The organism is Bartonella sp. CL25QHWL (assembly GCF_042195335.1).
Lineage (GTDB): Bacteria > Pseudomonadota > Alphaproteobacteria > Rhizobiales > Rhizobiaceae > Bartonella.
The window spans coordinates 45,820-68,361 of sequence record NZ_JBHIOE010000010.1 but is presented as its reverse complement, the minus strand read 5'-3'; the positions used below and the strand labels follow the sequence as shown (position 1 = coordinate 68,361).

At 36.2% G+C, this 22,542-nt stretch carries 14 protein-coding genes, 2 tRNA genes and 1 pseudogene; 5 read left to right on the top strand and 12 right to left on the bottom strand.

What is annotated here, in order from left to right; translation table 11 throughout:
• The first annotated feature begins 13 nt into the window (after nucleotides 1–13).
• Complete coding sequence (ybaL, locus tag ACFILY_RS06995; RefSeq protein ID WP_375631222.1) at nucleotides 14–1,765, top strand: YbaL family putative K(+) efflux transporter; 1,752 nt, start codon at nucleotides 14–16, stop codon at nucleotides 1,763–1,765.
• A 15-nt stretch (nucleotides 1,766–1,780) separates the two neighbouring features.
• A complete protein-coding gene (locus tag ACFILY_RS06990) occupies nucleotides 1,781–2,734 on the top strand; it encodes a YbhN family protein (protein WP_273790695.1) in 954 nt (317 codons plus the stop codon).
• A gap of 1,092 nt (nucleotides 2,735–3,826) precedes the next feature.
• On the opposite strand, the gene ACFILY_RS06985 is transcribed toward ACFILY_RS06990, so the two are convergent.
• Nucleotides 3,827–3,902: transfer RNA gene (locus tag ACFILY_RS06985), tRNA-Lys, on the bottom strand.
• A gap of 437 nt (nucleotides 3,903–4,339) precedes the next feature.
• On the opposite strand from ACFILY_RS06985, the gene ACFILY_RS06980 reads away from it, so the two are divergent.
• The gene (locus ACFILY_RS06980) at nucleotides 4,340–5,908 is read left to right on the top strand and encodes a TerC family protein (RefSeq protein ID WP_375637720.1); all 1,569 of its coding nucleotides are present in this window, start codon (nucleotides 4,340–4,342) and stop codon (nucleotides 5,906–5,908) included.
• Nucleotides 5,909–6,532: 624 nt separating this feature from the next.
• Here ACFILY_RS06980 and ACFILY_RS06975 read toward each other — a convergent pair.
• The 4 genes and pseudogenes from ACFILY_RS06975 to ACFILY_RS06960 all read right to left on the bottom strand — a co-directional run bounded on the left by ACFILY_RS06975 (nucleotide 6,533) and on the right by ACFILY_RS06960 (nucleotide 9,457).
• Entirely contained in the window at nucleotides 6,533–6,661 is a 129-nt protein-coding gene (locus ACFILY_RS06975; RefSeq protein ID WP_375645321.1) for a hypothetical protein, read from the bottom strand.
• A gap of 1,344 nt (nucleotides 6,662–8,005) precedes the next feature.
• Nucleotides 8,006–8,185 carry a hypothetical protein gene (locus tag ACFILY_RS06970; RefSeq protein ID WP_375637721.1) on the bottom strand — a complete coding sequence of 60 codons (180 nt, stop codon included), beginning with the start codon at nucleotides 8,183–8,185 and terminating at the stop codon, nucleotides 8,006–8,008.
• 350 nt (nucleotides 8,186–8,535) lie between these two features.
• Nucleotides 8,536–8,845, bottom strand: a pseudogene (locus ACFILY_RS06965) (YbfB/YjiJ family MFS transporter).
• Between the two features lie 535 nt (nucleotides 8,846–9,380).
• A tRNA-Arg gene (locus ACFILY_RS06960) sits at nucleotides 9,381–9,457 on the bottom strand.
• A gap of 263 nt (nucleotides 9,458–9,720) precedes the next feature.
• Between ACFILY_RS06960 and ACFILY_RS06955 the strand changes: the two genes are divergently transcribed.
• Nucleotides 9,721–10,494 (top strand): NAD kinase, encoded by a 774-nt coding sequence (locus tag ACFILY_RS06955; protein WP_375637722.1) that lies wholly within the window; start codon nucleotides 9,721–9,723, stop codon nucleotides 10,492–10,494.
• A 145-nt stretch (nucleotides 10,495–10,639) separates the two neighbouring features.
• The gene (locus ACFILY_RS06950; protein ID WP_273790690.1) at nucleotides 10,640–12,043 is read left to right on the top strand and encodes a DEAD/DEAH box helicase; all 1,404 of its coding nucleotides are present in this window, start codon (nucleotides 10,640–10,642) and stop codon (nucleotides 12,041–12,043) included.
• 59 nt (nucleotides 12,044–12,102) lie between these two features.
• On the opposite strand, the gene gltX is transcribed toward ACFILY_RS06950, so the two are convergent.
• The 7 genes from gltX to ACFILY_RS06915 form a co-directional block, all read right to left on the bottom strand.
• Nucleotides 12,103–13,476 (bottom strand): glutamate--tRNA ligase, encoded by a 1,374-nt coding sequence (gene gltX, locus ACFILY_RS06945; RefSeq protein ID WP_375637723.1) that lies wholly within the window; start codon nucleotides 13,474–13,476, stop codon nucleotides 12,103–12,105.
• Nucleotides 13,477–13,486: 10 nt separating this feature from the next.
• On the bottom strand, nucleotides 13,487–15,148 hold the full coding sequence (locus ACFILY_RS06940; protein ID WP_375637724.1) for an NAD+ synthase: 1,662 nt from the start codon (nucleotides 15,146–15,148) through the stop codon (nucleotides 13,487–13,489).
• Between the two features lie 123 nt (nucleotides 15,149–15,271).
• A complete protein-coding gene (locus tag ACFILY_RS06935) occupies nucleotides 15,272–16,651 on the bottom strand; it encodes a class II 3-deoxy-7-phosphoheptulonate synthase (protein WP_273790687.1) in 1,380 nt (459 codons plus the stop codon).
• A 68-nt stretch (nucleotides 16,652–16,719) separates the two neighbouring features.
• Nucleotides 16,720–18,111, bottom strand: coding sequence for a glutathione-disulfide reductase (gene gor / locus ACFILY_RS06930; RefSeq protein ID WP_273790686.1), 1,392 nt, complete (start codon nucleotides 18,109–18,111; stop codon nucleotides 16,720–16,722).
• 203 nt (nucleotides 18,112–18,314) lie between these two features.
• A complete protein-coding gene (locus ACFILY_RS06925) occupies nucleotides 18,315–18,884 on the bottom strand; it encodes a DUF2059 domain-containing protein (RefSeq protein WP_273790685.1) in 570 nt (189 codons plus the stop codon).
• A gap of 107 nt (nucleotides 18,885–18,991) precedes the next feature.
• The gene (gene rpiA / locus ACFILY_RS06920; protein WP_273790684.1) at nucleotides 18,992–19,696 is read right to left on the bottom strand and encodes a ribose-5-phosphate isomerase RpiA; all 705 of its coding nucleotides are present in this window, start codon (nucleotides 19,694–19,696) and stop codon (nucleotides 18,992–18,994) included.
• A gap of 482 nt (nucleotides 19,697–20,178) precedes the next feature.
• On the bottom strand, nucleotides 20,179–22,437 hold the full coding sequence (locus ACFILY_RS06915) for a ComEC/Rec2 family competence protein (protein ID WP_273790683.1): 2,259 nt from the start codon (nucleotides 22,435–22,437) through the stop codon (nucleotides 20,179–20,181).
• Nucleotides 22,438–22,542 lie beyond the last annotated feature (105 nt).

Here is a 22,542-nt window from a genome sequence, read left to right as displayed (position 1 = left end):
TAGTAAATAATCCATGCTCCACGACACACCACTTATCACAACTATTGTTGCAGGCTTATGTTTAGCATTTCTCTTGGGAATGATTGCGAGCCGTTTACGTATTTCACCACTTGTAGGCTATTTATTAGCTGGTGTTATTGTGGGACCCAATACAGGCGGATTTAAAATAGATTCCGTCATCATTAATCAACTTGCTGAAATTGGTATTATTTTGCTGATGTTTGGTGTTGGGCTCCACTTTTCATTAAAAGACCTTTTATCTGTCAAAGCTATTGCTGTCCCTGCTGCTATTGCACAAATGGCATTTTCTACTTTTCTAGGTTTGTGCCTTGGTCTGATTATGGGATGGGGCTTCAGTGGTAGTTTGATCTTCGGTCTTGCTTTATCCATAGCAAGTACTGTTATCCTGCTACGTGCTTTGCAAGAGCGTCATCTTATTGAAACAGAAAAAGGACGCATTGCCGTTGGATGGTTGATTATTGAGGATTTAGCAATGGTCCTTATACTTGTCCTCATCCCTTCCTTGGCAAGTGCTCTCAGCAATACCAAAAAAGAAGCGTTGGATCCTCTTGTTCAATGGTTGGATTTAAGTATTTGGGGTATTTTTGGTCTCACCATCCTGAAAGTAATTGTATTTATTGCACTTATGCTCGTCATTGGGCGACGCGTTATCCCATGGCTTTTAAAAATGAGCGCACAATCGGGATCACGTGAATTATTTCGTCTTAGCGTCTTTGCTATTGCATTAGGAGTAGCTTTCGGAGCTGCTCATTTATTTGGTGTTTCCCTTTCTCTTGGTGCTTTTTTTGCTGGTATGGTCATGAGCGAATCAGAATTAAGCCACCGTGCCGCGGAAGAATCTTTACCACTGCGCGATGCTTTTTCTGTTCTCTTTTTTGTTTCTGTAGGCATGTTATTTGACCCCGAGAAACTCTTAACTCATTTTTTCCCTCTCTTAGCAACCTTATTCATTATCGTAATCGGAAAATCTGCTGTTGCCTTTTTCATCGTTAAGGCTTTTCGCTATTCTAATGCAACAGCTTTGACTATTTCTGCAAGCCTTGCCCAAATCGGAGAATTTTCCTTTATCCTCGCTGGTTTAAGTTTAAGCTTAGGACTTTTAAACAATGACGCTCATGATTTAATTCTTGGAGGAGCAATTTTTTCTATTTTGCTTAATCCTCTTGTTTTCATTGCCTGTAATAAAATTAAAAAACGTTTAGAAAAAAATTCTGCATCTTCACAAAATACCCAAACAATTATTGATATTGATCCACAAGATCCTGACCAAGATTTTTTACCGATGACCTTAAAAAATAACCATATCGTAATTATTGGCTATGGTCGTATCGGTAAGTGTGTTGCATTATCTTTAATAAATAGAGGTGAACCTATAGTGATCGTAGAAGAATCAAAACGCCTCTCTGATAAAGCGATTGCAGATGGCTTTGAGGCTATTTGCGGCAATATCATTCAACAAGAAATAATGAACGCAGCAAATATAAATAATGCACATAAAGTTGTTATTACAATGCGAAGTACCATTGAAGTAGGAGAATGTATCGTGAATATCCGTGATATGAAGAAAGATATCCAAATAATCACACATGCATTATCCGACACAGAAACAACATATCTCATTGATTTAGGTGCTGATGTTGTAGTAACAGATGATGAAGAAATTGCCAATGGCATTATAGAGTATATAACAGAACGAAGATCTGTAAGGAATATGCTCAATCATGAAAATTTACAGAAAACATAAAATGGATACAGAATCGTGAAAATAAAGCAATTTATATGGCCATTGATTGGTATCTTAGCAATGCTGGTATCTATTCGAATTCTTTACATGAAGCTCTCTGCCATTTCATTTGGGGATGTATTGGAGCGCTTGAGCAATTTAAATGCACAGCACTGGTTATTAGCCTGTTTATGTTCTCTCCTAGCTTATGCTGCTCTTGCTGGATATGATCGAATTGCATTGCAACATCTAGGCCATAAAATTTCTTGGATTTTTATCGCTATATGTTCATTTACAACCTATGCTCTTTCACACAATATCGGTGCTTCAGTTTTTTCTGGTGCCGTTGTACGCTATCGCGCCTATAAAATGAAAGGGTTAAACGGAACAGAAATCGCAATATTAGTAGGTTTTTGCTCTTTTACTTTTGTAATCGGTACAATCTTACTTTTGGGAATCGTTTTGGTGCTGCAACCCGAAATTATCACCCTCATTCATAAAGAACTTCCTGAATGGCTAGGAACAGCAGCTGGAGCAATTTTACTCAGCTGTATAGCACTTTATACGTTTGGCAGCTGGCTTCAGTTAAAACCCTTACGCTTGGGTAAGAAAATTCAACTTTCCTATCCACGGCTGAAAATTGTTATTCAACAGCTTCTCATTAGCCCTCTAGAACTTTTAGGAGCAGCAGGAATTATATATGCTGTTCTCCCACACAACGCAGATATTCATTTTATCTCTGTTCTTGGTGTTTTCCTAGCATCTTTTACGATAACTCTTCTCTCTAATGCTCCAGCAGGAGGAGTAGGAGTTCTTGAAGCTCTCTTCATCACAGGCATGCCCAATATAAATCCAACCGATGTTATTGCAGCACTTATTGTCTTTAGAATGTTTTATTTGATTATACCGCTCATCATTTCATTATTTGTGGTCGCCATTTTTGAAGCGCAACAATATTGGAAAAGAGCCCCCAAGACACCACCTGAATAAATAAAAGGTTATCAATTACTTCTTTTTGTGTGCCTATATAAGAACAGGACACCATCGTGTTACCAATTTACATATTTTTTTTAAGAAAACTCTCTCAGTGCTCTTCCCCATTACACAACAATACCCGTGAATGGTATAATAATAAAGTCATTGTTGCAACATCATCTTTATACTTAATAAAAGAGTAAGCCTGCACCATTATACTATTTTCCCAATGTTGTGATAATTTTTGGCGCCTAAGAACGTTAATAAGAATCATTTTTATGCTTTTCTTCAATAGTCTTTATCCGCACGTTAATCCCATTTATAATGCAAAAATAATAATTTTAATTGATTCATTATAAGAGGGATTGAAACAAAAGAAGTTTATGATAGTAAAGTTTAAAAAAAGAATAATTAATCATTATAAATCAATATATTATAATGATTCTGAGCGGCTTTCTTAATATTTATATTTTTAGAGGTTAAGCTAACGGAAAGACAGCATAGCATAACTTCATAGTTTAATATTTTTAAACTTGAAGCCTCATTAAAGCCTATTCTCTTTCGTTTAACAGGTACTAGTTTTAAACAATTAAACTGATCTAATTTTATTCCTGTTATGTCCGCTAAATACTTTATTTTATCTTGATTTACCCTCTTGGAATACTGATGATTATTACAGAAGTTTTTTGTTTAAGCGGGAGAGTTATCAAAAAATATCCACGCTGCTAATACAACTAAAGTGCAAAGTTTCTTCTGTCTTTAAACAATATGCTAAAAATCCAAAAAAAATTTAATCAATTTATATTAAAAGAAGTGAAAACTGTTGATTTTTATACCCCTTTAAATAAGATAATTGTCGGTAAGAAGCTTCTCCTTACCAATTGCGACTTTAAAAAAAGAAACAATACGCATTAAAAGATCTTTAAATGTCCTTTGGAAGTTTTTTGAGTCCCCTAAAAAGTACAAAAACCGATGACTAAGCTATATCAACAATCTTCACTTTTAAACAAACAGATATGGGGAAATCCTACTGCCCTATTTTATTTAGAAACTCGTATCTTAAAAAAATTTACGCAATCAATGAGTTATTTACGGTATAAAATAGAATGGTGGGTGATGAGGGGATCGAACCCACGACCCGCTGATTAAGAGTCAGCTGCTCTACCGACTGAGCTAATCACCCATAAGCTTCTCAAAAGACGAGAATGAGCGTTTCTATAACGCTCCTAAGGATGGATGTCCAGATATTTTGTTGTTTGTTATATAAACTCATTGTCTGTAAGGTTAAAAATATGATATTCACCACTTGATCTTATATAAAAATAAACCCATTATAAGAAGCTTTATAAATAAATGTTCTGATTGTTACACAGAACCTATAGTTAGAGGATTATCGAGCATAATGCCCGAGCAAAATTTAGAGGGACCTTCTTGTGGTTGTAAGCGGGATGGGGCATCATTTTGTTTTATCAGCAATCACATGCATTCAAGCAATATTGTGTTGTTTTTTTCTTTGAATATAAGTTTTCTTACATACAATGTTCATAATCCAATATACGAATAAAAGCCTATGAATTTTTTTTGTCAATCGCGCGCTTTTAAGCTTATAAAAGGTAAGGAATGATGGAATGGATCACTGATCCCCATGCGTGGTTTGGTTTGATCACGCTGGTTTTTCTCGAAATTGTTTTAGGAATAGATAACCTTATCTTTATTGCAATTTTAGCTGAAAAATTGCCACTGCATTTGCGTGACCGCGCACGCTTTATAGGTCTTACTTTAGCATTAATTATGCGGCTTTTCCTTCTTACAGTTATTGGATGGGTTATGAGACTCGATAGGGTCATTCTTTCACTTTCATCTTTTGTATTTAGTTGGCATAGCTTTATTTTAATCGGTGGTGGAGCCTTTTTGCTAGCAAAGGGAACGCTAGAATTACATGAAAGGTTAGAAGGGGTATCACATGAAAGAAAAACAGGCCTTGATTATGCTGTTTTTTGGCAAGTAATCGTCCAAGTCGTGGTGCTGGATGCCGTTTTTTCACTAGACAGTATTATTACCGCAACAGGTATGATTGCAAAAGAGCAGGCAGCAGTTATGTATATCGCAGTCATAGCTGCTATGGGAGTAATGATGTGCGGATCTGGTGCTCTTATGCGTTTTATTAATCGTCATCCCACTATTGTAATCCTTTGTCTTGGTTTTTTGATGATGATTGGTTTTACTCTCATTGTTGAAGGGTTTGGTTTTCATATTCCAAAAGGGTATTTGTATGCTGCTATTGGTTTTTCTGTTCTCATCGAAGTTTTTAATCAAATTGGACGTCGTAACCGTGAAAAAATGATTAAAACGAATGATCTACGCAGTAGAACAGCTGATGCTGTTTTGAGGCTCTTAGGAGGAGGAAGCAAAGATAGTCACCTTGCTGAGACTGTAGATGTTATTGCTGAACAGGCCGCAGCATCTGAGTTGTTTAGACCAGAAGAAAAGGAGATGATTCGTGGTGTTCTCGATTTAGCTGATCGCCCTGTTCGCTCTATCATGTCGCCGCGTAATGAAATTGAATGGTTAGATTTAAATGCTGATGAAAATGAAATGCGTGAAGAATTACAAAAGGTTAAACATAGCCGCTTAATTCTTGCGCGTGAAAAAGTGGATGAATTTGTTGGCGTTGCGTTGACAAAAGATCTTCTTTTGAATTTGGCTGAGGGAAAAAAGATTAATTGGAAAAAAGCTATGCGAGAACCCCTCGTTGTTCATGAAAACACAAGTGTTTTACGATTGATGGAGCAATTACGTCATTCTTCGATTCAGCTTGCAATTATTGTTGATGAGCATGGATCTTTTGAAGGAATTGCAACACCAACCGATATTCTTGAAGCTATTGCAGGAGACTTTCCTGATGACGATGAAGAACTCATGATCGCAGAACAACTTGAAAATGGCAGTCTTCTTGTTGAGGGATATGCTGATATCCGCCGTTTAAGTGGTTATCTTGGGCGTAACCTTGTGGATGAAGCAGATCGTTATACGACTCTGGCAGGCTTTATGCTTTGGCAGTTTGGTCATTTACCAAATGAGGGAGAAAGCTTTGAAACTGATGGTTTACACTTTAAAGTGATTGAAATGGAACGCCGAAACATATCTAAAATCCTTATTTCTCCACTTGTATCACCAGAAAAAAACTAATTCTTTTTATAAGCAAAACGAATAAAAAGATTTTTTTATGATTAAAAATTGAAAAAAATAAGAAGTTGATAACTCAATTGCATTTCATTATTTTTATATTTTTTTAAGCGTAAAATAATGAACATACAAAAGTTATGTTATCAATGAACTTTCCATTACAAAAAATTTTCATTGATGATTGACAAAAAGCTGGAAGAGAGAAAATGATGCAAAATTATTTGTCAATGGTCATTAATCTAAAAAACAATGAATATATACAACATATTGATTTATAATAATTATTTATTACAATATTACCTTTATATCAAGAAAGCCTCTTTCAAACATCAGATTTCCGCCAATGGATAAAACTCCACCATTGTTGAGTTCACTCAACTGATGATGGCATCTTTAAACCAGACTCTGGCTCCTATAATCTTTTTAGATCTTCTTGATATTTCTTAAGGAGCTATTCCTTATCTTTTGTTTCGATAAATTTAGCTATTTTTTTCCTTCCAAGAATGAGACTCAACCTCTCTGGAAAGGCCCTTATTAAGAACTTTGTTTTTCTTCTAGATAGCTCATATTTTTGCTACTTTTTAATTAAAGCGTAGCTGAGCTGCTTAGATTTCACCACTTCTTTGACTAAAGCCAATGCACGTTCAGATGAATCTGTTGGGTATTTTCATCAAAGCCTAAATGATCCTCTGCACTGAAACTTTGATAATAAGATTGTAAGGTTGCAACATCACCCAATAAAGACAGTGCACAAATATGAAGTAAGCTATAATCTGCATCATATACCTTGATAACCTTTATGTGCCCTCCAACTTCACTCTATCGCCAAGGTGGTGCTCCATATCTGGAATAAAAGCATTTATGAAGATCAATTTTTTCTATCGCCTATTTCAAGACATAATCAAGCTTAATTCCAACCAATCTGCATATATTTCTTCTTCACAAACTCTCCACCCCTTTTTATCAAAATCAAGCTGTAGATCTTGTAAGTGCTGAGAATTGATAGGGATCAATTACCACGCAGGCAGCAGCTAAAATACCAGTCGTAATCGAAACTCCAAAATCAAATTGCGGATAACCTTTGATAATTGCGTCATTATAAAGAATTTGTACTTCACAATCTGATAGTTGGTAACGTGCTGAATAATTATCTACCTCTTTAATTTTTCAACAGACCAATCAAGATTTTTGAAGAGCACTGTTGTACTCTCCATGATGAAAAATTTCTTTGCTCTACCTCAAAAGAGGTTGTATCCATATCAAAAGTCAAAAGCGAAGCAGATTTTTGCAAACAAAAGTGATAACGCCGTGTAAGAGAAGAATCTTATCAATAAGGTCTTTGGTGATTTCTTTTGCAACGTCTAAACGAGATGGAATCTTATTCATAAAAAAACACAACAAAGTCAATAGGTTTTGTGCAATTATTTTATATAAATCCCATTTAAAATCTACACTTTTATACGTGATTTAATTGACCATTTTTTATAAACAATTACCATGTATGAATAGACCACAAAAAGCAAATCATGATGCAAATGTTATAACGCATGTAAACATTCAAATGAAGTGAAAAGCAGCTATCATTCATAACAGTTCATAAATTTTATGATACGTTTTTATCACACACAAATCGTATTGTTAAAAACGTAATCGTTTGAAATTATCGATAAACATAAATTGCATGCGTTTAAAGAATGGTATGGGGTTTACTCTTTTTTTGAGCTAAACCTTAAAAAAATAATCATTTGAAACTATCATAAGATAGGTTTTAATTCATTAAGGGCACATAAAAGGATTTAAAGACAAGTCAATTTTAAAGCACCACTTACTAAAAAGTTAGTAAATGATAGGCGGACATTATGTAGATACTATCATCACAACAAGTCTTGCATTGCCATATACATTACCTCTAATCACGATATAATCAGGAGATCTTGGCATTGCCATAAACAGAGCCGTAGACCTTAGTATGACACCCCACACTAGCATTGCCATAAACCTTGCCTAAACAACCGCATGATCATAAACCGCGGCATTGCTATAAATACGTACAATACCGGATAATTTTTCATTCCCATAAACCCACGCATAATGATAAACTCAACCGTTATAAAAAAGATGAGCATTGTCATAAACATGAGCACCAAAATACACATAGGTTTTATCACATATAAGGGTATTGCCATAGACATAGCCCCCAATGGCAGTATTGCCATAGCCCCTTGTATTTTCATAAACACGACCAGATTTTACAACACAGGCATTATAGCAACCCAGCAATTGCCATCATGAGAGAGGTTGCTTTCAATTTCAATAAAAGCATCTAGATCGCCTTTTTTACATCACCAAAATCTCTTAAAGTACGAATGCGATATAATGCCAGTCACGAAATCCTTTTGATTGGTCAATTCATATTTTGGATGGTTTTTTCTGATTAACAGGAGCGGTTTCATTTGCAATGAAAGAAATAACGGAGGTGTTTTTTGATATAGTTGTTATAATTAAACCTATATGTTTTTAAAAATTTTGAACAGACATTAAGCTAACTCCAAACCAAATGTTTGTTGAATCAAGTGCTCTGTTCAAACTAATAATAACATATTCATTACCTAGTAGTAGAATATCAACTCCTACACCTGCATAAAGCGAAGCAATAATCCGCCCATATGGCTATGCTGTATGACTATAATAGAACCAAAAATCATCATTGCTGCACTCGCAACACCAGCAGCAAAACGGATCAAAAGGACTAAGTGTTAATGCTATGAAAATAATAAGTGCACTCATTACTATAGCTGCATAAGATAGCATACGAGGAGCAAGAAATATATTCCAAATTCTGCCAAACGTAAAGAACATACTCCCAACTAAATAACCATCATAATTAGCGCTTGGTATATAAGAACGTTGATTAAAGGTAAACAATCCCTCATCCAACATAACTGGCAATATTGGTGTATAGAGAAATCACCAGATACCCATATCAAAACCATACCGAATACAGCATTTTGAAACAATTCAAATCTTGAAGGTTGTTTTTCCTCCTTATTGTTCCTTTAACTGGTGATATTCCTCATCTGCGTTCCATCTCACCATAACAGCCTTTAGCTCCAAAAATAGAATAAAAGAAAATTTAGCTATCTATTTTAATGCTCAAAACAATATATTTAGCGATCTACTATCAACATCGCCAGATCAGTTGTACAATAACATATTGAATTAATATGTATTTTTATGTTATAAATGTTTATAGTTAAATTGAAAGCATATTTAGATAATCTTGTTTTTTATCTCGATATTCAAAATGACTAACCGAAGAATTATATACGCAGCCGTAAATTTTGCTTCTCTTAAAATCATTTGCTTATTCGCTAAAAAACTTAATAAACAACTCAAATAACCATTTTCATAAAAGAGGAAATTGGCTTCTTTTTAGGTAATATTGTTATTTAGGATAATATGAAGTTGAAAAATTTGGTGCACCCGACAGAATTCGAATCTGTGACCTCTGCCTTCGGAGGGCAGCGCTCTATCCAGCTGAGCTACGGGTGCTTCACACTGATTATTAAAATCAGTTATGGTCTTTTAACTAATCATACTCTTAGCTTCAATGCTAAATTATCATTCTAATAAAAAAATTACTTGTTTGTGATTTATCTAACGACGCACTCCTTTTACTTTTTAATGATACTTTACCTTGAAATAACTTCTCTTTATTCAATGCTCTCTTTATTATAAAAAGAGCTTTTATTACAACTTCAAAACTCTCATAAATAAGTTACAACATAAATTATAAGTATCAGGATAATTTTTAAATGGCTACATTACCAAGTCGCTTTCATTTTATTTCCGCAGAAACTGAGGAGGCTATCAAAGCTACCCATAAATTAATTTCCGTTTATGGTCATTCTTCTCTGGAAGAAACTGATATTGTTGTTGCAATCGGTGGTGATGGGACAATGTTACAAACCGTACGAGACGTCATGAACACAGGCAAACCTATTTATGGTATGAATCAAGGTTCTGTAGGATTTCTTATGAATGAATTTCATGAAAAAAAATTGCCCAATCGTATTGCTGCCGCACATAAAAAAGAAATCCATCCCCTGCGCATGGTTGCAAAATCTGAATGTCAAGATTCTATCGAGGCGCTTGCAATTAATGAAGTATCCCTCTTTCGGCAATCTTATCAAGCCGCAAAAATTCGCATCACCATTGATAACAACGTACGCATGGAACAATTAAGTTGTGATGGTGTCCTCGTCGCTACACCAGCTGGATCAACCGCCTATAATTTATCAGCACAAGGACCTATCTTACCTCTTATGGCTCCCCTTATGGCCCTCACTCCTGTTAGCCCTTTTCGCCCTCGGCGTTGGCATGGAGCTTTGCTTCCCAATACAGTAACAGTGCGCTTTGATATGCTTGAACCTGACAAACGCCCTGTAAATGCTGCTGCAGATAATATTGAAGTTAAATCTGTCCATTCAGTTACTATTTCAATGGCAACAGAAGTAACAGCTTCAATCCTTTTTGACTCAAATCATTCATGGGATGAGCGCATTTTATCAGAACAATTTCGCTATTAATGATTGTATTATGCGTTTTATGTGTATATGATTGTTATAGTTAATTTTTTGTAAAAACATCTTAACACTTTTAAAGAGTGTAGAATATTGGTTATAATTATCATTTAGATAACGCAGTTAAAATCACAGAGCAGTTGATAAAAAAATGATACCATCTTTAAACAGTTTTGATGATTTAGGTCTTTCCGCAAAGGTTATTAATGCGGTGAAATCAGCGGGGTATACAGCTCCAACACCTATTCAAAGCGAAACAATTCCGCATGTCCTTCAAAGAAAAGACGTTTTAGGAATCGCCCAAACGGGAACAGGTAAAACTGCCTCTTTCGTATTGCCTATGCTCACTCTCCTTGAAAAAGGTCGTGCAAGAGCACGAATGCCCCGTACGCTCATCTTAGAACCAACAAGAGAAATTGCAGCTCAAGTTGAAGAAAATTTCGATAAATACGGAATAAATCATCGTTTAAATGTTGCTCTTTTGATTGGTGGAGTTTCTTTTGAACTCCAAGATCGCAAACTTGAACGGGGAGCTGATGTTCTTATAGCAACACCAGGGCGCCTTCTTGATCATTGCGAGCGCGGTAAACTGCTCCTGATGGGCGTTGAAATCCTTGTGATTGATGAAGCTGATCGCATGTTGGATATGGGCTTTATTCCTGATATTGAACGCATCTGTAAGCTAACTCCTTTTACGCGTCAAACTTTGTTCTTTTCTGCAACAATGGCGCCAGAAATTACAAAACTAACGAAACAATTTTTACATTCTCCTGTATCTGTTGAAGTTACAAAAGCATCCTCAACTGCAACCACAATTACACAGCGGCTTGTCAAATCTGGAAATAAATCATGGGATAAAAGAGCGGTTTTACGAGAGCTTATCCAAAATGAAGGTGCAGAGCTTCAAAATGCAATCATTTTCTGTAATCGAAAGAGAGATATCTCTGAACTTTTTAGATCGCTCATCAAACATAACTTTAATGTAGGGGCACTTCATGGAGATATGGACCAATATTCGCGCATGAACACCCTAGCTGATTTTAAAAATAATAAACTTACACTTCTTGTTGCTTCTGATGTTGCTGCCCGTGGACTCGATATTCCAGCTGTAAGTCATGTATTTAACTATGATGTTCCTACACATGCTGAAGACTATATCCATCGAATTGGTCGTACAGGGCGTGCAAATCGCAGCGGAAAAGCTTTTACAATTGTCACAAAAGCTGATCAAAAATATATCAATGCCATCGAAGAAATGAGTAATGAAAAAATTGAATGGCTCAATGGAGATCTCTCAACTTTAATAGCTGATGATCAAACAGAAGATATTGTTGTAAAGAAAAAATCTTCAAAACCATCAAAGAAAACTGCTCCAAAAGAGCCTGTTGTTCACACTAAAAAATCTGTAGAAGAGAATAAAACAGAATATATCAAAAATGCAAATAATAAGGAGAAGCCATCTGAGCAACAACGCTCACGAAAAAATAAGAATTACACACCCATTGGATTTGGTGATGATATTCCTGCTTTCATGCTTATAAAAACGTGTAAATAAACCCGTTCTTTACTCTCTTTAAGAGTGAAATGAACGAAATACTTTTAAAAAATCCGCTCTTATTTCCTAGAGAGCCTTTCCGTTACCTTTTTACGCCCTAAAAGCTGCAAAATTTTTCCCATTTCAGGTCCATGATCCATGCCCGTAAGTGCCTGACGTAATGGCATAAATAAAGCTTTTCCTTTTCGACCTGTTTTTTCTTTTAATGCTGTTGTCCAAATTTTCCAACTTTCCTCATTCAAAGCACCTTCAGGTAAGAAATCGAGTGATTGGTGCACAAAAGCACGATCCTCTAGTGCTACTGTATCAAAATTCTGTTCATCATGAATGATTTTCCACCAAAAAACAGCATCATTGACTTTATTAATATTGCTTCTTATCGCGTTCCAGAAATATTCCGCCTTATCTCCCTCAATAGAAAGTTTTTTAAGGCGCATTTTTACTTCCTCATAGGTTAACTCATGGACAAGATGACTATTCAAAGCAAGAAGATCAGCAATATCAAATTTTGCAACGGATCTTGACGTATCTTGGAGATTAAAATGCTCTAAAAGCGCAGCTTGATTGGGATAGGGATGCACATTTTGCGATGTCCCAATCAAAACGGCAAGGCATTGAACAGCTATAGATTCAAATCCTTCTTCCCGTAGAGAACGAATAGAAAGATCATTATTACGTTTTGAAAATCCTTTTCCTAAAACTGTCGCCAATAAATTGGTATGAGCAAAAACCGGTAATTCTGCATTAAGAGCTTTAAAAAGAGCAATTTGAGCGCCTGTATTTGTAATATGATCATCCCCACGAATAATATGCGTAATAGCCATATCTACATCATCAACAATAGACGGCAATGTATAAAGATAGGTTCCATCTTCACGAATAAGAACAGGATCTGAAAGAGAAGCTAAATCAATCGTCTGCTTTCCCTTTATTGCATCATTCCAGCAAACTTCTGTTCGCTTTGTGTGTAAAGGATCACTTTCAAAATTAGGAAGAAGAAAACGCCAATGGGGTTTACGACCTTGTGATTCAAAGTTTTTTCTCTCTTCTGTTGTCAACTTCAATGCTGCACGGTCATAAACAGGAGGCAATTTGCGTGAAAGCTGGATTTTACGACGCCGCTCTAATTCCTCTGTTGTCTCATAACAAGGATAAAGAAGACCACGTTGTTTGAGAATTTCTGCCACTTCATCATATCGATTAAATCGCTTGGATTGGTAATAAATTGCATCTGGTTGAATACCAAGCCATTCAAGGTCAACAGCAATAGCATCGATATATTCTTGTTTAGAACGTTCAATATCTGTATCATCATAGCGTAAAATAAATTCTCCCTTATACGCTTGCGCATAAAGCCAGTTGAAAAGCGCAATACGGATATTGCCAATATGAATATAACCTGTTGGAGAGGGAGCAAAACGAACTTTAACCATAAAATAATACTCAATTTTTATCGCGAAAATGATTGACTATGGGATAGCGACGATCGCGTCCGAAATTTTTGTAACTGATTTTTACACCAGGCGCAGATTGACGCCTTTTATATTCGGCACCATAAAGAAGCTGTTCAACTTTCGCAACAGTTTCTCGTGAATGTCCACGTTTAACAATATCACAAATACTCATGTCATTTTCTACAAGAGATTGTAAGATATCATCTAGAATAGGATAAGGCGGAAGAGAATCTTCATCTTTTTGATTTTCTCGCAGCTCTGCAGAAGGCGCTTTTTCTATAATATTGGATGGAATGACAATCCCTTCTGGTCCTCTTAAATTGTGCAAGTGATTTTTATTGCGCCACTCAGCTAATGCATAAACCTGCATTTTATAAATATCTTTAAGAGGATTAAACCCGCCATTCATATCCCCATACAGTGTTGCATATCCCACAGCCATTTCTGACTTATTGCCTGTCGTTACCACCATTGAACCGAATTTATTTGAAAGAGCCATTAAAACTGTACCGCGTATACGACTTTGAAGATTTTCCTCTGTGACGTCAGAGGGTAACCCTGAAAAAACAGGTGCCATTGTTTCAAGAAAAGCTTCAACAGCTTGCTCAATCGGTATGATTTCATAAAGACACCCTAAAAGTTGTGCACATTCTTTGGCATCTTTTAATGATTCTTGCGAAGTATAATGATAGGGCATCATAATGGTGCGAACCCTCTCAGCACCAAGAGCATCCACCGCCATTGCCGTACACAGGGCTGAATCAATTCCTCCTGAAAGACCAAGAATAACATCCTTAAAGCCGTTTTTATTAACGTAATCTTTCAACCCCAAAACACAAGCTTGATAATCAGCCGCTAATCCATTGAGAAAACTTTCATTAGGACCTGAAATACAGTGCCATCCCGTCGTTGTTTTTTGCCAATGGCTTAAAGCAATATGGCTATCAAAGTGTTTCATTTGAAATATCTTTTTGCCTTGTCCATTCAAGGCAAAAGACCCGCCATCAAAAACGAGTTCATCTTGACCACCAACTTGATTAGCGTAGATAATTGGCACTCCAGATTGTAGAGCTTGCGTATGGATAACATCTATACGTTTTAAAGTTTTATTACGATAGTAGGGAGATCCGTTAAGGACAAGAATAATTTCCGCTCCTTTATCTTTAAGCTCTGTACTAAGAGAGGAATCATTCCAAAGATCCTCACAAATGACTATTCCTAATTTGATTCCATGATAGACAATAGGCTGAGGACGTGGACCTGAAGAAAATAAACGCTTTTCATCAAATTCAGCATAATTAGGTAAATCAAACTTCAAACTTTCGGCAATGACTCTCCCTTCATCAAGAACCATGACAGCGTTGTAAATATTACCATTGCGCCTTAATGGAAGACCAATGACAATTCCTGGTCCGCCTACGGTTATCTTTGCTAATTTCTCAACAGTCTCTTCACATGTTTTTGTAAAAGCAGGTTTTAGAACAAGATCTTCCGGCGGATAAGCGCTTATAAAAAGTTCCGTGAATAAAACAAGATCAGCCCCCTCTTCTTTGGCCTTTTGATGCGCCATGACAGCTAAAGAAAAATTTCCCTTAATATCACCGACAATAGGATTCAATTGGGCAATTGATACCCGAAAATCATTTTTCATAAGCCTTTGTATCATTTCATCAGTTTAGCAACCACAACTTTATTCTTCATCATCGGAAATATCACTTTTTTAAAAATTCTCTTCTGCCATAATGACCTAAAAAAATATTAAGTAAATTTTTGCCTACCCCTCAGCAGCAATTGCTAACGAGTCAGTCGCACGATTTTTTTTAAGGAGTTCAGCAACAAGAAAAGCCAATTCTAACGCTTGATCTGCATTTAGCCGAGGATCACATTGCGTATGATAACGATCAGATAGATCGTCCACAGAAATGGCATGCGCCCCTCCTGTACATTCAGTAACATCACGACCTGTCATCTCAATATGAATGCCCCCTGGATAAGTTCCTTCTCCACGATGCACTGCAAAAAAATTCTCTACTTCTTTTAAAACATAATCAAAGGGACGCGTCTTATAACCATTGGCAGTAATTGTATTGCCATGCATTGGATCACATGACCATATAACCGCACGCTTCTCGCGTTCAACGGCACGGATGAGTTTAGGCAGATAACGTTCAACTTTATCATAACCAAAGCGCGTAATGAGAGTAAGCCGCCCCAACTCGTTTTCAGGATTTAAAATATCAATTAATTTTAAAAGCTCATCAGACTCAATGGAAGGACCACATTTTAATCCTATAGGATTTTTAATGCCGCGACAATATTCAACGTGAGCATGGTCAATCTGACGCGTACGGTCACCAATCCATAACATATGACCAGATGTTGCATACCAATTTCCTGAAGTTGAATCAATCCGAGTCAAAGCCTCTTCATAACCAAGCAACAGTGCTTCATGACTGGTATAAAAAGATGTTTCACGCAATGAAGAATGTGTTTTGGATGTAATCCCTATAGAACGCATAAAATCAATTGCTTCAGAAATACGCTCTGCCAATAATTCATAACGTTCCCCCTGCGGACTGTTAGAAACAAAACTCAACATCCATGTGTGAACATTTTCTAAATTAGCATAGCCACCTTGTGAAAAAGCACGCAATAGATTAAGTGTTGCCGCAGATTGGCGATAAGCCATAGACATCCGTTGCGGATCTGGAATACGAGAACCGGCTTCAAATTCAATGCCATTAATAATATCCCCACGATAAGCAGGAAATTCAACCCCCTCTTTTCTTTCTATATCAGAAGAGCGAGGCTTTGCAAATTGACCAGCAATACGACCAATCTTAACAACCGGTTTAGAACTACCAAAGGTTAAAACAATCGCCATTTGCAAAAATACGCGAAAAAAATCACGGATATTATCAGCTTCATGTTCTGCAAAGCTTTCGGCACAATCACCACCTTGTAATAAAAAAGCTTGGCCTTTCGCAACGGCTGCTAATTCATTTTTTAAATCACGTGCTTCACCGGCAAAAACTAAAGGAGGATAGCTTCTCAGTTTTCGCTCAACATCTTCTAACATAGACTTATCCGGATAAGTCGGAACTTGTTTAATTGGCCTTGTTCTCCAAGTGTCAGGCGCCCATTCTTTTATCATTACACTCTCTCTAAAGATTAAGCTTAAAGATTAGCATATCAAAAACTTTTTACCATAATATATGCTGTTTAACTTTCTATTTTCTTCCCATTTTCATATATATAACTTGGTTTATACATTGTTACCAATTCTTCTGCCATCGTTGGATGCACTGCCATCGTCTCGTCAAAGATATCCTTCGTCAGCTTACCCTTGAGAGATATCCCTATAAGCTGTGCCATCTCACCAGCATTTTCCCCTAAAATATGAGCGCCCACAACAATACGGCTTTCACCATCAACAATGAGTTTCATAAGCATTTTCTCTGAACTACCAGAAAGAACATTACGCATAGGACGAAAAACTGTACGATAAATTTCAAGACGCTTATAACGCTTTACCGCCTCTTCTTCTGAAAGCCCCACCGTTCCAATCTCTGGCTGTGAAAAAACTGCTGTTGTAATTAAATCATAATCAGGTGTTGTGGGAATATTCTCAAATGCTGTCTTAACAAAACACATTGCATCATGAATCGCAACAGGTGTTAATTGAATATGACCTGTTACATCACCAACAGCCCAAATATGAGGGATATTTGTTGTCATTTTCTCATCAACAACAACTGCACCAAATTCATCCACTTGAACACCTGCCCTATCAAGTCTTAAACCCGTTGTATTTGGTACACGCCCCGTAGCCAACATAATCTGATCGGCACTGATTATTTTCCCATTTGATAAAACAACTTCATAACAATTTTCTGCAGCCTGCACTTTAGAAATTGTTATTCCGTAGAGAATAGAAATCCCTTTTTCAATCATTGCATCGCTGAGCAATTGCCGCAAATCATGATCAAAATTACGAAGGATTAAATCACTCCGATGGAGGAGTGTTGTTTTTACACCTAATTCATGAAAAATATTAGCAAATTCAACACCAATATACCCTCCACCAACAATGACTATTGATTTTGGGAGTTGATCAAGGTCAAAAATCTCATTAGAAGTAAGGCAAAATTCACCACCTTCTATGGGAGTATTTTGTGCAAATTTTGCTCCCGTTGCAATCAAAATTTTTTCTGCACTTACCCGCTCACCCGTGGCAGAAAGCTCTAATGTGTGATCATCTATAAAAGTAGCACGACTTTCATAAATATGCACATTGTTATTTTCTAATCCCTTACGATACAGCCCTTCTAACCTTGATATTTCTTTATTTTTAGCTGCAACCAACTTTTCCCAGCTAAAAATTGGATCCGCATATTCCCACCCAAAACCAACACTTTTCTTAAATTCTTTTACATATTGTGATGCATAAACATAAAGTTTTTTGGGAACGCAACCACGAATAACACAAGTGCCCCCTATACGATATTCCTCTGCTATAGCGACCCGCTTGCCAAGACCTCCAGCAAGCCGTGCTGCACGCACTCCACCAGAACCACTTCCAATAACAAATAAATCAAAATCAAAAGAGCCCACGAATTATTCCTTCTTATATAGCTGCAAGAGTAGGCTAAGGTCTTTTATTATCAAATGAAAGTCTTTTTTTCTTTTGAAGAAGCATTTTTTATAAAGCAGTATTCTAAAAAGACCTACTCTCATTAAAATATTAAAAACGGCGGGAAAACCGCCGCTATTAAAAAAATCAGAAATTGCCCATTGTTGTCATGATATCGATCAAGCTATTTTTTATTTTCTGAAGATTCTGATTTTATTGGCATATTTGTAGGCATAGTAGAATTATTCAAATTAAGTGTTTCAGACATCTCTTTTTTCACATTTTCTACAAGATCCCGCATAAGAGCAGTACGCCATATATCAAATGCTGAATAAGAATCACGTGCAATATTGGGGACTTCTGTCAAAAACTTTTTACCGGTATCAGAATTATAAAATGTTGTTATCGCATCAAGCTCTTTTTGAGTAAAATATTTTGCATATACATGAGCAATCTCTTTTTCTAGATCAGAGCGCCTTTTAATTAAAGCAAGCGCCTGCTTATCAACAATATCAGAAATAGCTGTTGCTAAATTCGGATCATCGCTGATCAGTTCATTTTTGAAATCATGGACCGCATTTGGTAAAAAACTATCAAATTGATCCGTTGCATGAATAGCTCTGATTGCCTTTCGCGCTGAATCCAAATGTTGATCACTCACACCTTGTGCATAAACCGTTCCAACATTTACAAAAAAAATAGCAATTACACCAAAATATACGACAAAACGCTGAAAAGAAAATATTATTTTCATTTAATGATTACCCCGATAGCTAATTATAATTTTAATTCGTTATTCTACCTAAAATCTTTAAGACCCTTTATTTACTGTGCTAACATATCATCATGTAAATGCCTTTTCTAAAAATCAAACGGTTCTAAAACTTTTATTTGACCATCAGCCATAGCGACAATTGCACGTGAAGCCAACCCCAAAAAAAGGCCATGCTCAACAACACCAGGAATAGCAAGAAGTGCATCCGATAATGGTTTTGGTTGCAAAATGCAGCCCCAAAATGCATCAAGAATAAAATGGCCACCATCTGTTTCAAAAGGATCTTTTCCATTCATTCGCAATGAAATTTTTCCAGAAAGCCCTAAATCATCAGCGACTTTTTCAATGGCTCTGCATGTTGTGTGGATACCAAATGGATTAACTTCAATTGGTAGTGCAAAAGCACCAAGTCTTTTTACCACCTTTGTTTCATCCGCAATGACAAGCATTGCACGAGATGCCGATGCTACAATTTTTTCATACAACAATGCTCCCCCTCCCCCTTTAATGAGCATCATCTCAGGACCAATTTCATCTGCTCCGTCAATATCAAGGTCCAGCTCAGGTATTTGTTCTAAAGTGCTAACAGGCACTCCAAACTTATGACAGAGTTGTTCAGAATATCTTGAAGTAGCAACACCAGTCACACGCAAACCATCCGCAACACGCTCACCTAGAAGACGAATAAATTCATTGACTGTCGAACCAGATCCGATACCAAGCCGCATACCATCTTCAACAAACTCAAGCGCTTTAATAGCTGCCATTTTTTTTAACTGCTGAACATTCATGAATGACTTTGCCTTCTATCCGCATAAGCAGCATTTATCACCCCTATTACCACCGATAATAATGATAATAAAAGATAACCTCTTGACGCAATCTATTTAAATTTACCATCATCTTTTGCTTGAAGAGATGTTACCCGTTATAGAAATATATGATAAGAATAAAATAGAATAATCAACAATTATCTTTTTTATTTCTTTGAGAAGATTTGTTAGCATTTTTTTCATTCAATAAGAATTTTTGATTTATCTTGTGCTATCAATAGGATGCACAAAGATGCACATATCAATTTTTTTGAAAAAATTAAAATGATCAGATATAAAAAATCATCTATTTCTAGAAAACTGTAGATTATTATCTCGTTTCAATGACATTGATAAAATTACCAATCTAAATACCGTAAAATATTATGAGAAAAGTCTTCTGTTATTTTTTGTTTTGTCATTATCCAAATGTGAAGCAAAATATGACCGATTATATGTTTTTATGAATGCTGTCTGTGCATATTCCATGGTCTATGAAACCCTAGAGAAGACCAAATAATATCTCCACCTTTGGTCATCATAACGCTTCCTCGTGATAACAATTGTTGAGGCATAAATATTATTTTTGCCTTCTTGTAACAAGTTGGATTATGCATCACAAATGTCTGAATGAGAATATCTGCCTCTACACATTGATCTGTTTCTCTCTGTAAAACGATCACTTTTAATCCATTATCCAATAAAGATGTACATACATGATAATCACAAATAAATTGTCCGTGCAACGAAGGACCATATTTTGTTGGTTTAATCGTTTCATTCACACGAAATGACTTTTTCCATATGGATGTCGTGAACTTAGAAATATGGTAACGATCAATATATAATTTTTTATCATGGATAACGCCCACGAGACGCATATTATCTGCTATAATCAGTTGTACAGGTGAATGCATTACACAAATAGAAATACCTGCCAAAATAAACAAACTAAAAAAGAGCCGGATGGGTGTTTTGCAAAAAGTCAGTCCAACCAAGCCTATACTCAATAAAACTAACGCTGATAACGGCATAAAACCAGGATTCAAATCAGGAGAAATAGCCTTGATAGCATGTGCAATCTTTATTACAAGATCAACTCCAAAACCCATAATTTGAAGAGGAAGCCATTCGAATCCTCCTAACATTGCAAGAACTGCGATTAATCCAAAGGGAATGACAAAAATTGAGATGACAGGCAAAGCAAAAGCATTACTAATAATGCTCAAAGATGCCATATTAGAAAAATGATAAGCAGCATAAATTCCACTTGCACTCCCTGCAACAAAGGAAGAAGCACATGTTGAAAGCATCGATGAGAAAACAAAATTTATCACTCCTCCTCCAACATAAGAGGGAGTTGTTTTTCTTTTACGAAAAAATGACCTTCCACTCCACCAATCAAAAAAAGCGATCAAAGCAGCAGTCGCAGAAAAGGACATTTGAAAGCTAGGACCTAATATTTCATGGGGTGTCATCGCTAGAGTTATCAACCCTGCAATGGAAAAATTACGCATTGTTATAGCAGAGCGATTACACAATATAGCAACCAACATAACAGCAATCATCACAAAACTTCTTTGCGCTGATATTGCTAAGCCCGACAATAACAAATAAAAAGCTGTTATCATAAAAGCAACGATAGCAGCAAATTTTTTACTGGAATAATAGGAAGAAAAAACTGGAAAAAATGCTAAAAAACTACGGATACTCAAAAGAACTATGCCGCTTAACAACGCCATATGTAAACCTGATATTGATAAAATATGAGCTAATCCAGCTGTACGTAATGCTTCATTTGTCTCATTTGAAATACCAGCACGCTGCCCTGTTATGAGGGCAGCTGCAACACTCCCCTTTTCTCCTTCAAGGGCTATATGGATTCTTTGTGTCATCTTCGTGCGTAAATTTTCAATTTTCTGTAGAATGATAGCGAATATTCCATCAGGCTGCGAAACGAATATTTTTCTTGGTTTTTCTAAATAAACGCCTTGTGCTCCAATTCTTTTAAAATAATTATGAAAACTAAAATCGTAGCCTCCTGGACGCACAGGCCCAGAGAATGCACGAATCTTAACTTTTCCATGCAGTCCATCACCAATCGCTAAGCCAGATGGCAAATATCTTGCCGATAAACGAACACGATGAAGACTATGGCGTAATACAGGATTTTCTGTATTCAAAATCTCCAAAACTAAACGAAATCCTCCTTTGGCACCTGACTCAATAGAAACAATTCTTCCCGTCAATGTAGTGACAATGTCACTGCTTAGCATGGGTGTTGCAATACGCCACGTTTCTATTTTTGCCGCTAAAGCACCCAATATAATACAAAACAGAAACCCCACGGGAATCCATATTTTTCGATAAAAACGTGCAACATAGAATATTCCCAGAAAAATACTGACCAACGCCCCCAATTGTCCCCAACTTGGTTCCCACTCTAAATGAAAATAGAAAATGATTCCTAGGGCAAAAAAGACTAAAATCAGCGAAAAAAGGATACCAAAAGAAACTTCTTTATTGATACAATCTTCTAACCATTTGCGAAAAAAAATGATTACTTCTTTTAAGAGTGTCAATAAAAAAAGTTTTTGTTGGTTATAGCTACCGTTCTTTGCATCATCATATCTAGAAAAAACACTCTGCCCTATCTGACATGGCTTTTTTCCTTCTGTAACAGATTTTTCGGATAAACCCTCTTTACTTTTATAAAACATCAGTCCCCCACTTTAACTCGCAATACGGCTATTGCACGCCCCATCACTTATGCTAACATGACTTTTCTATAAAATTCCATAAGTAATATCTTAGTTTAAAGGAAA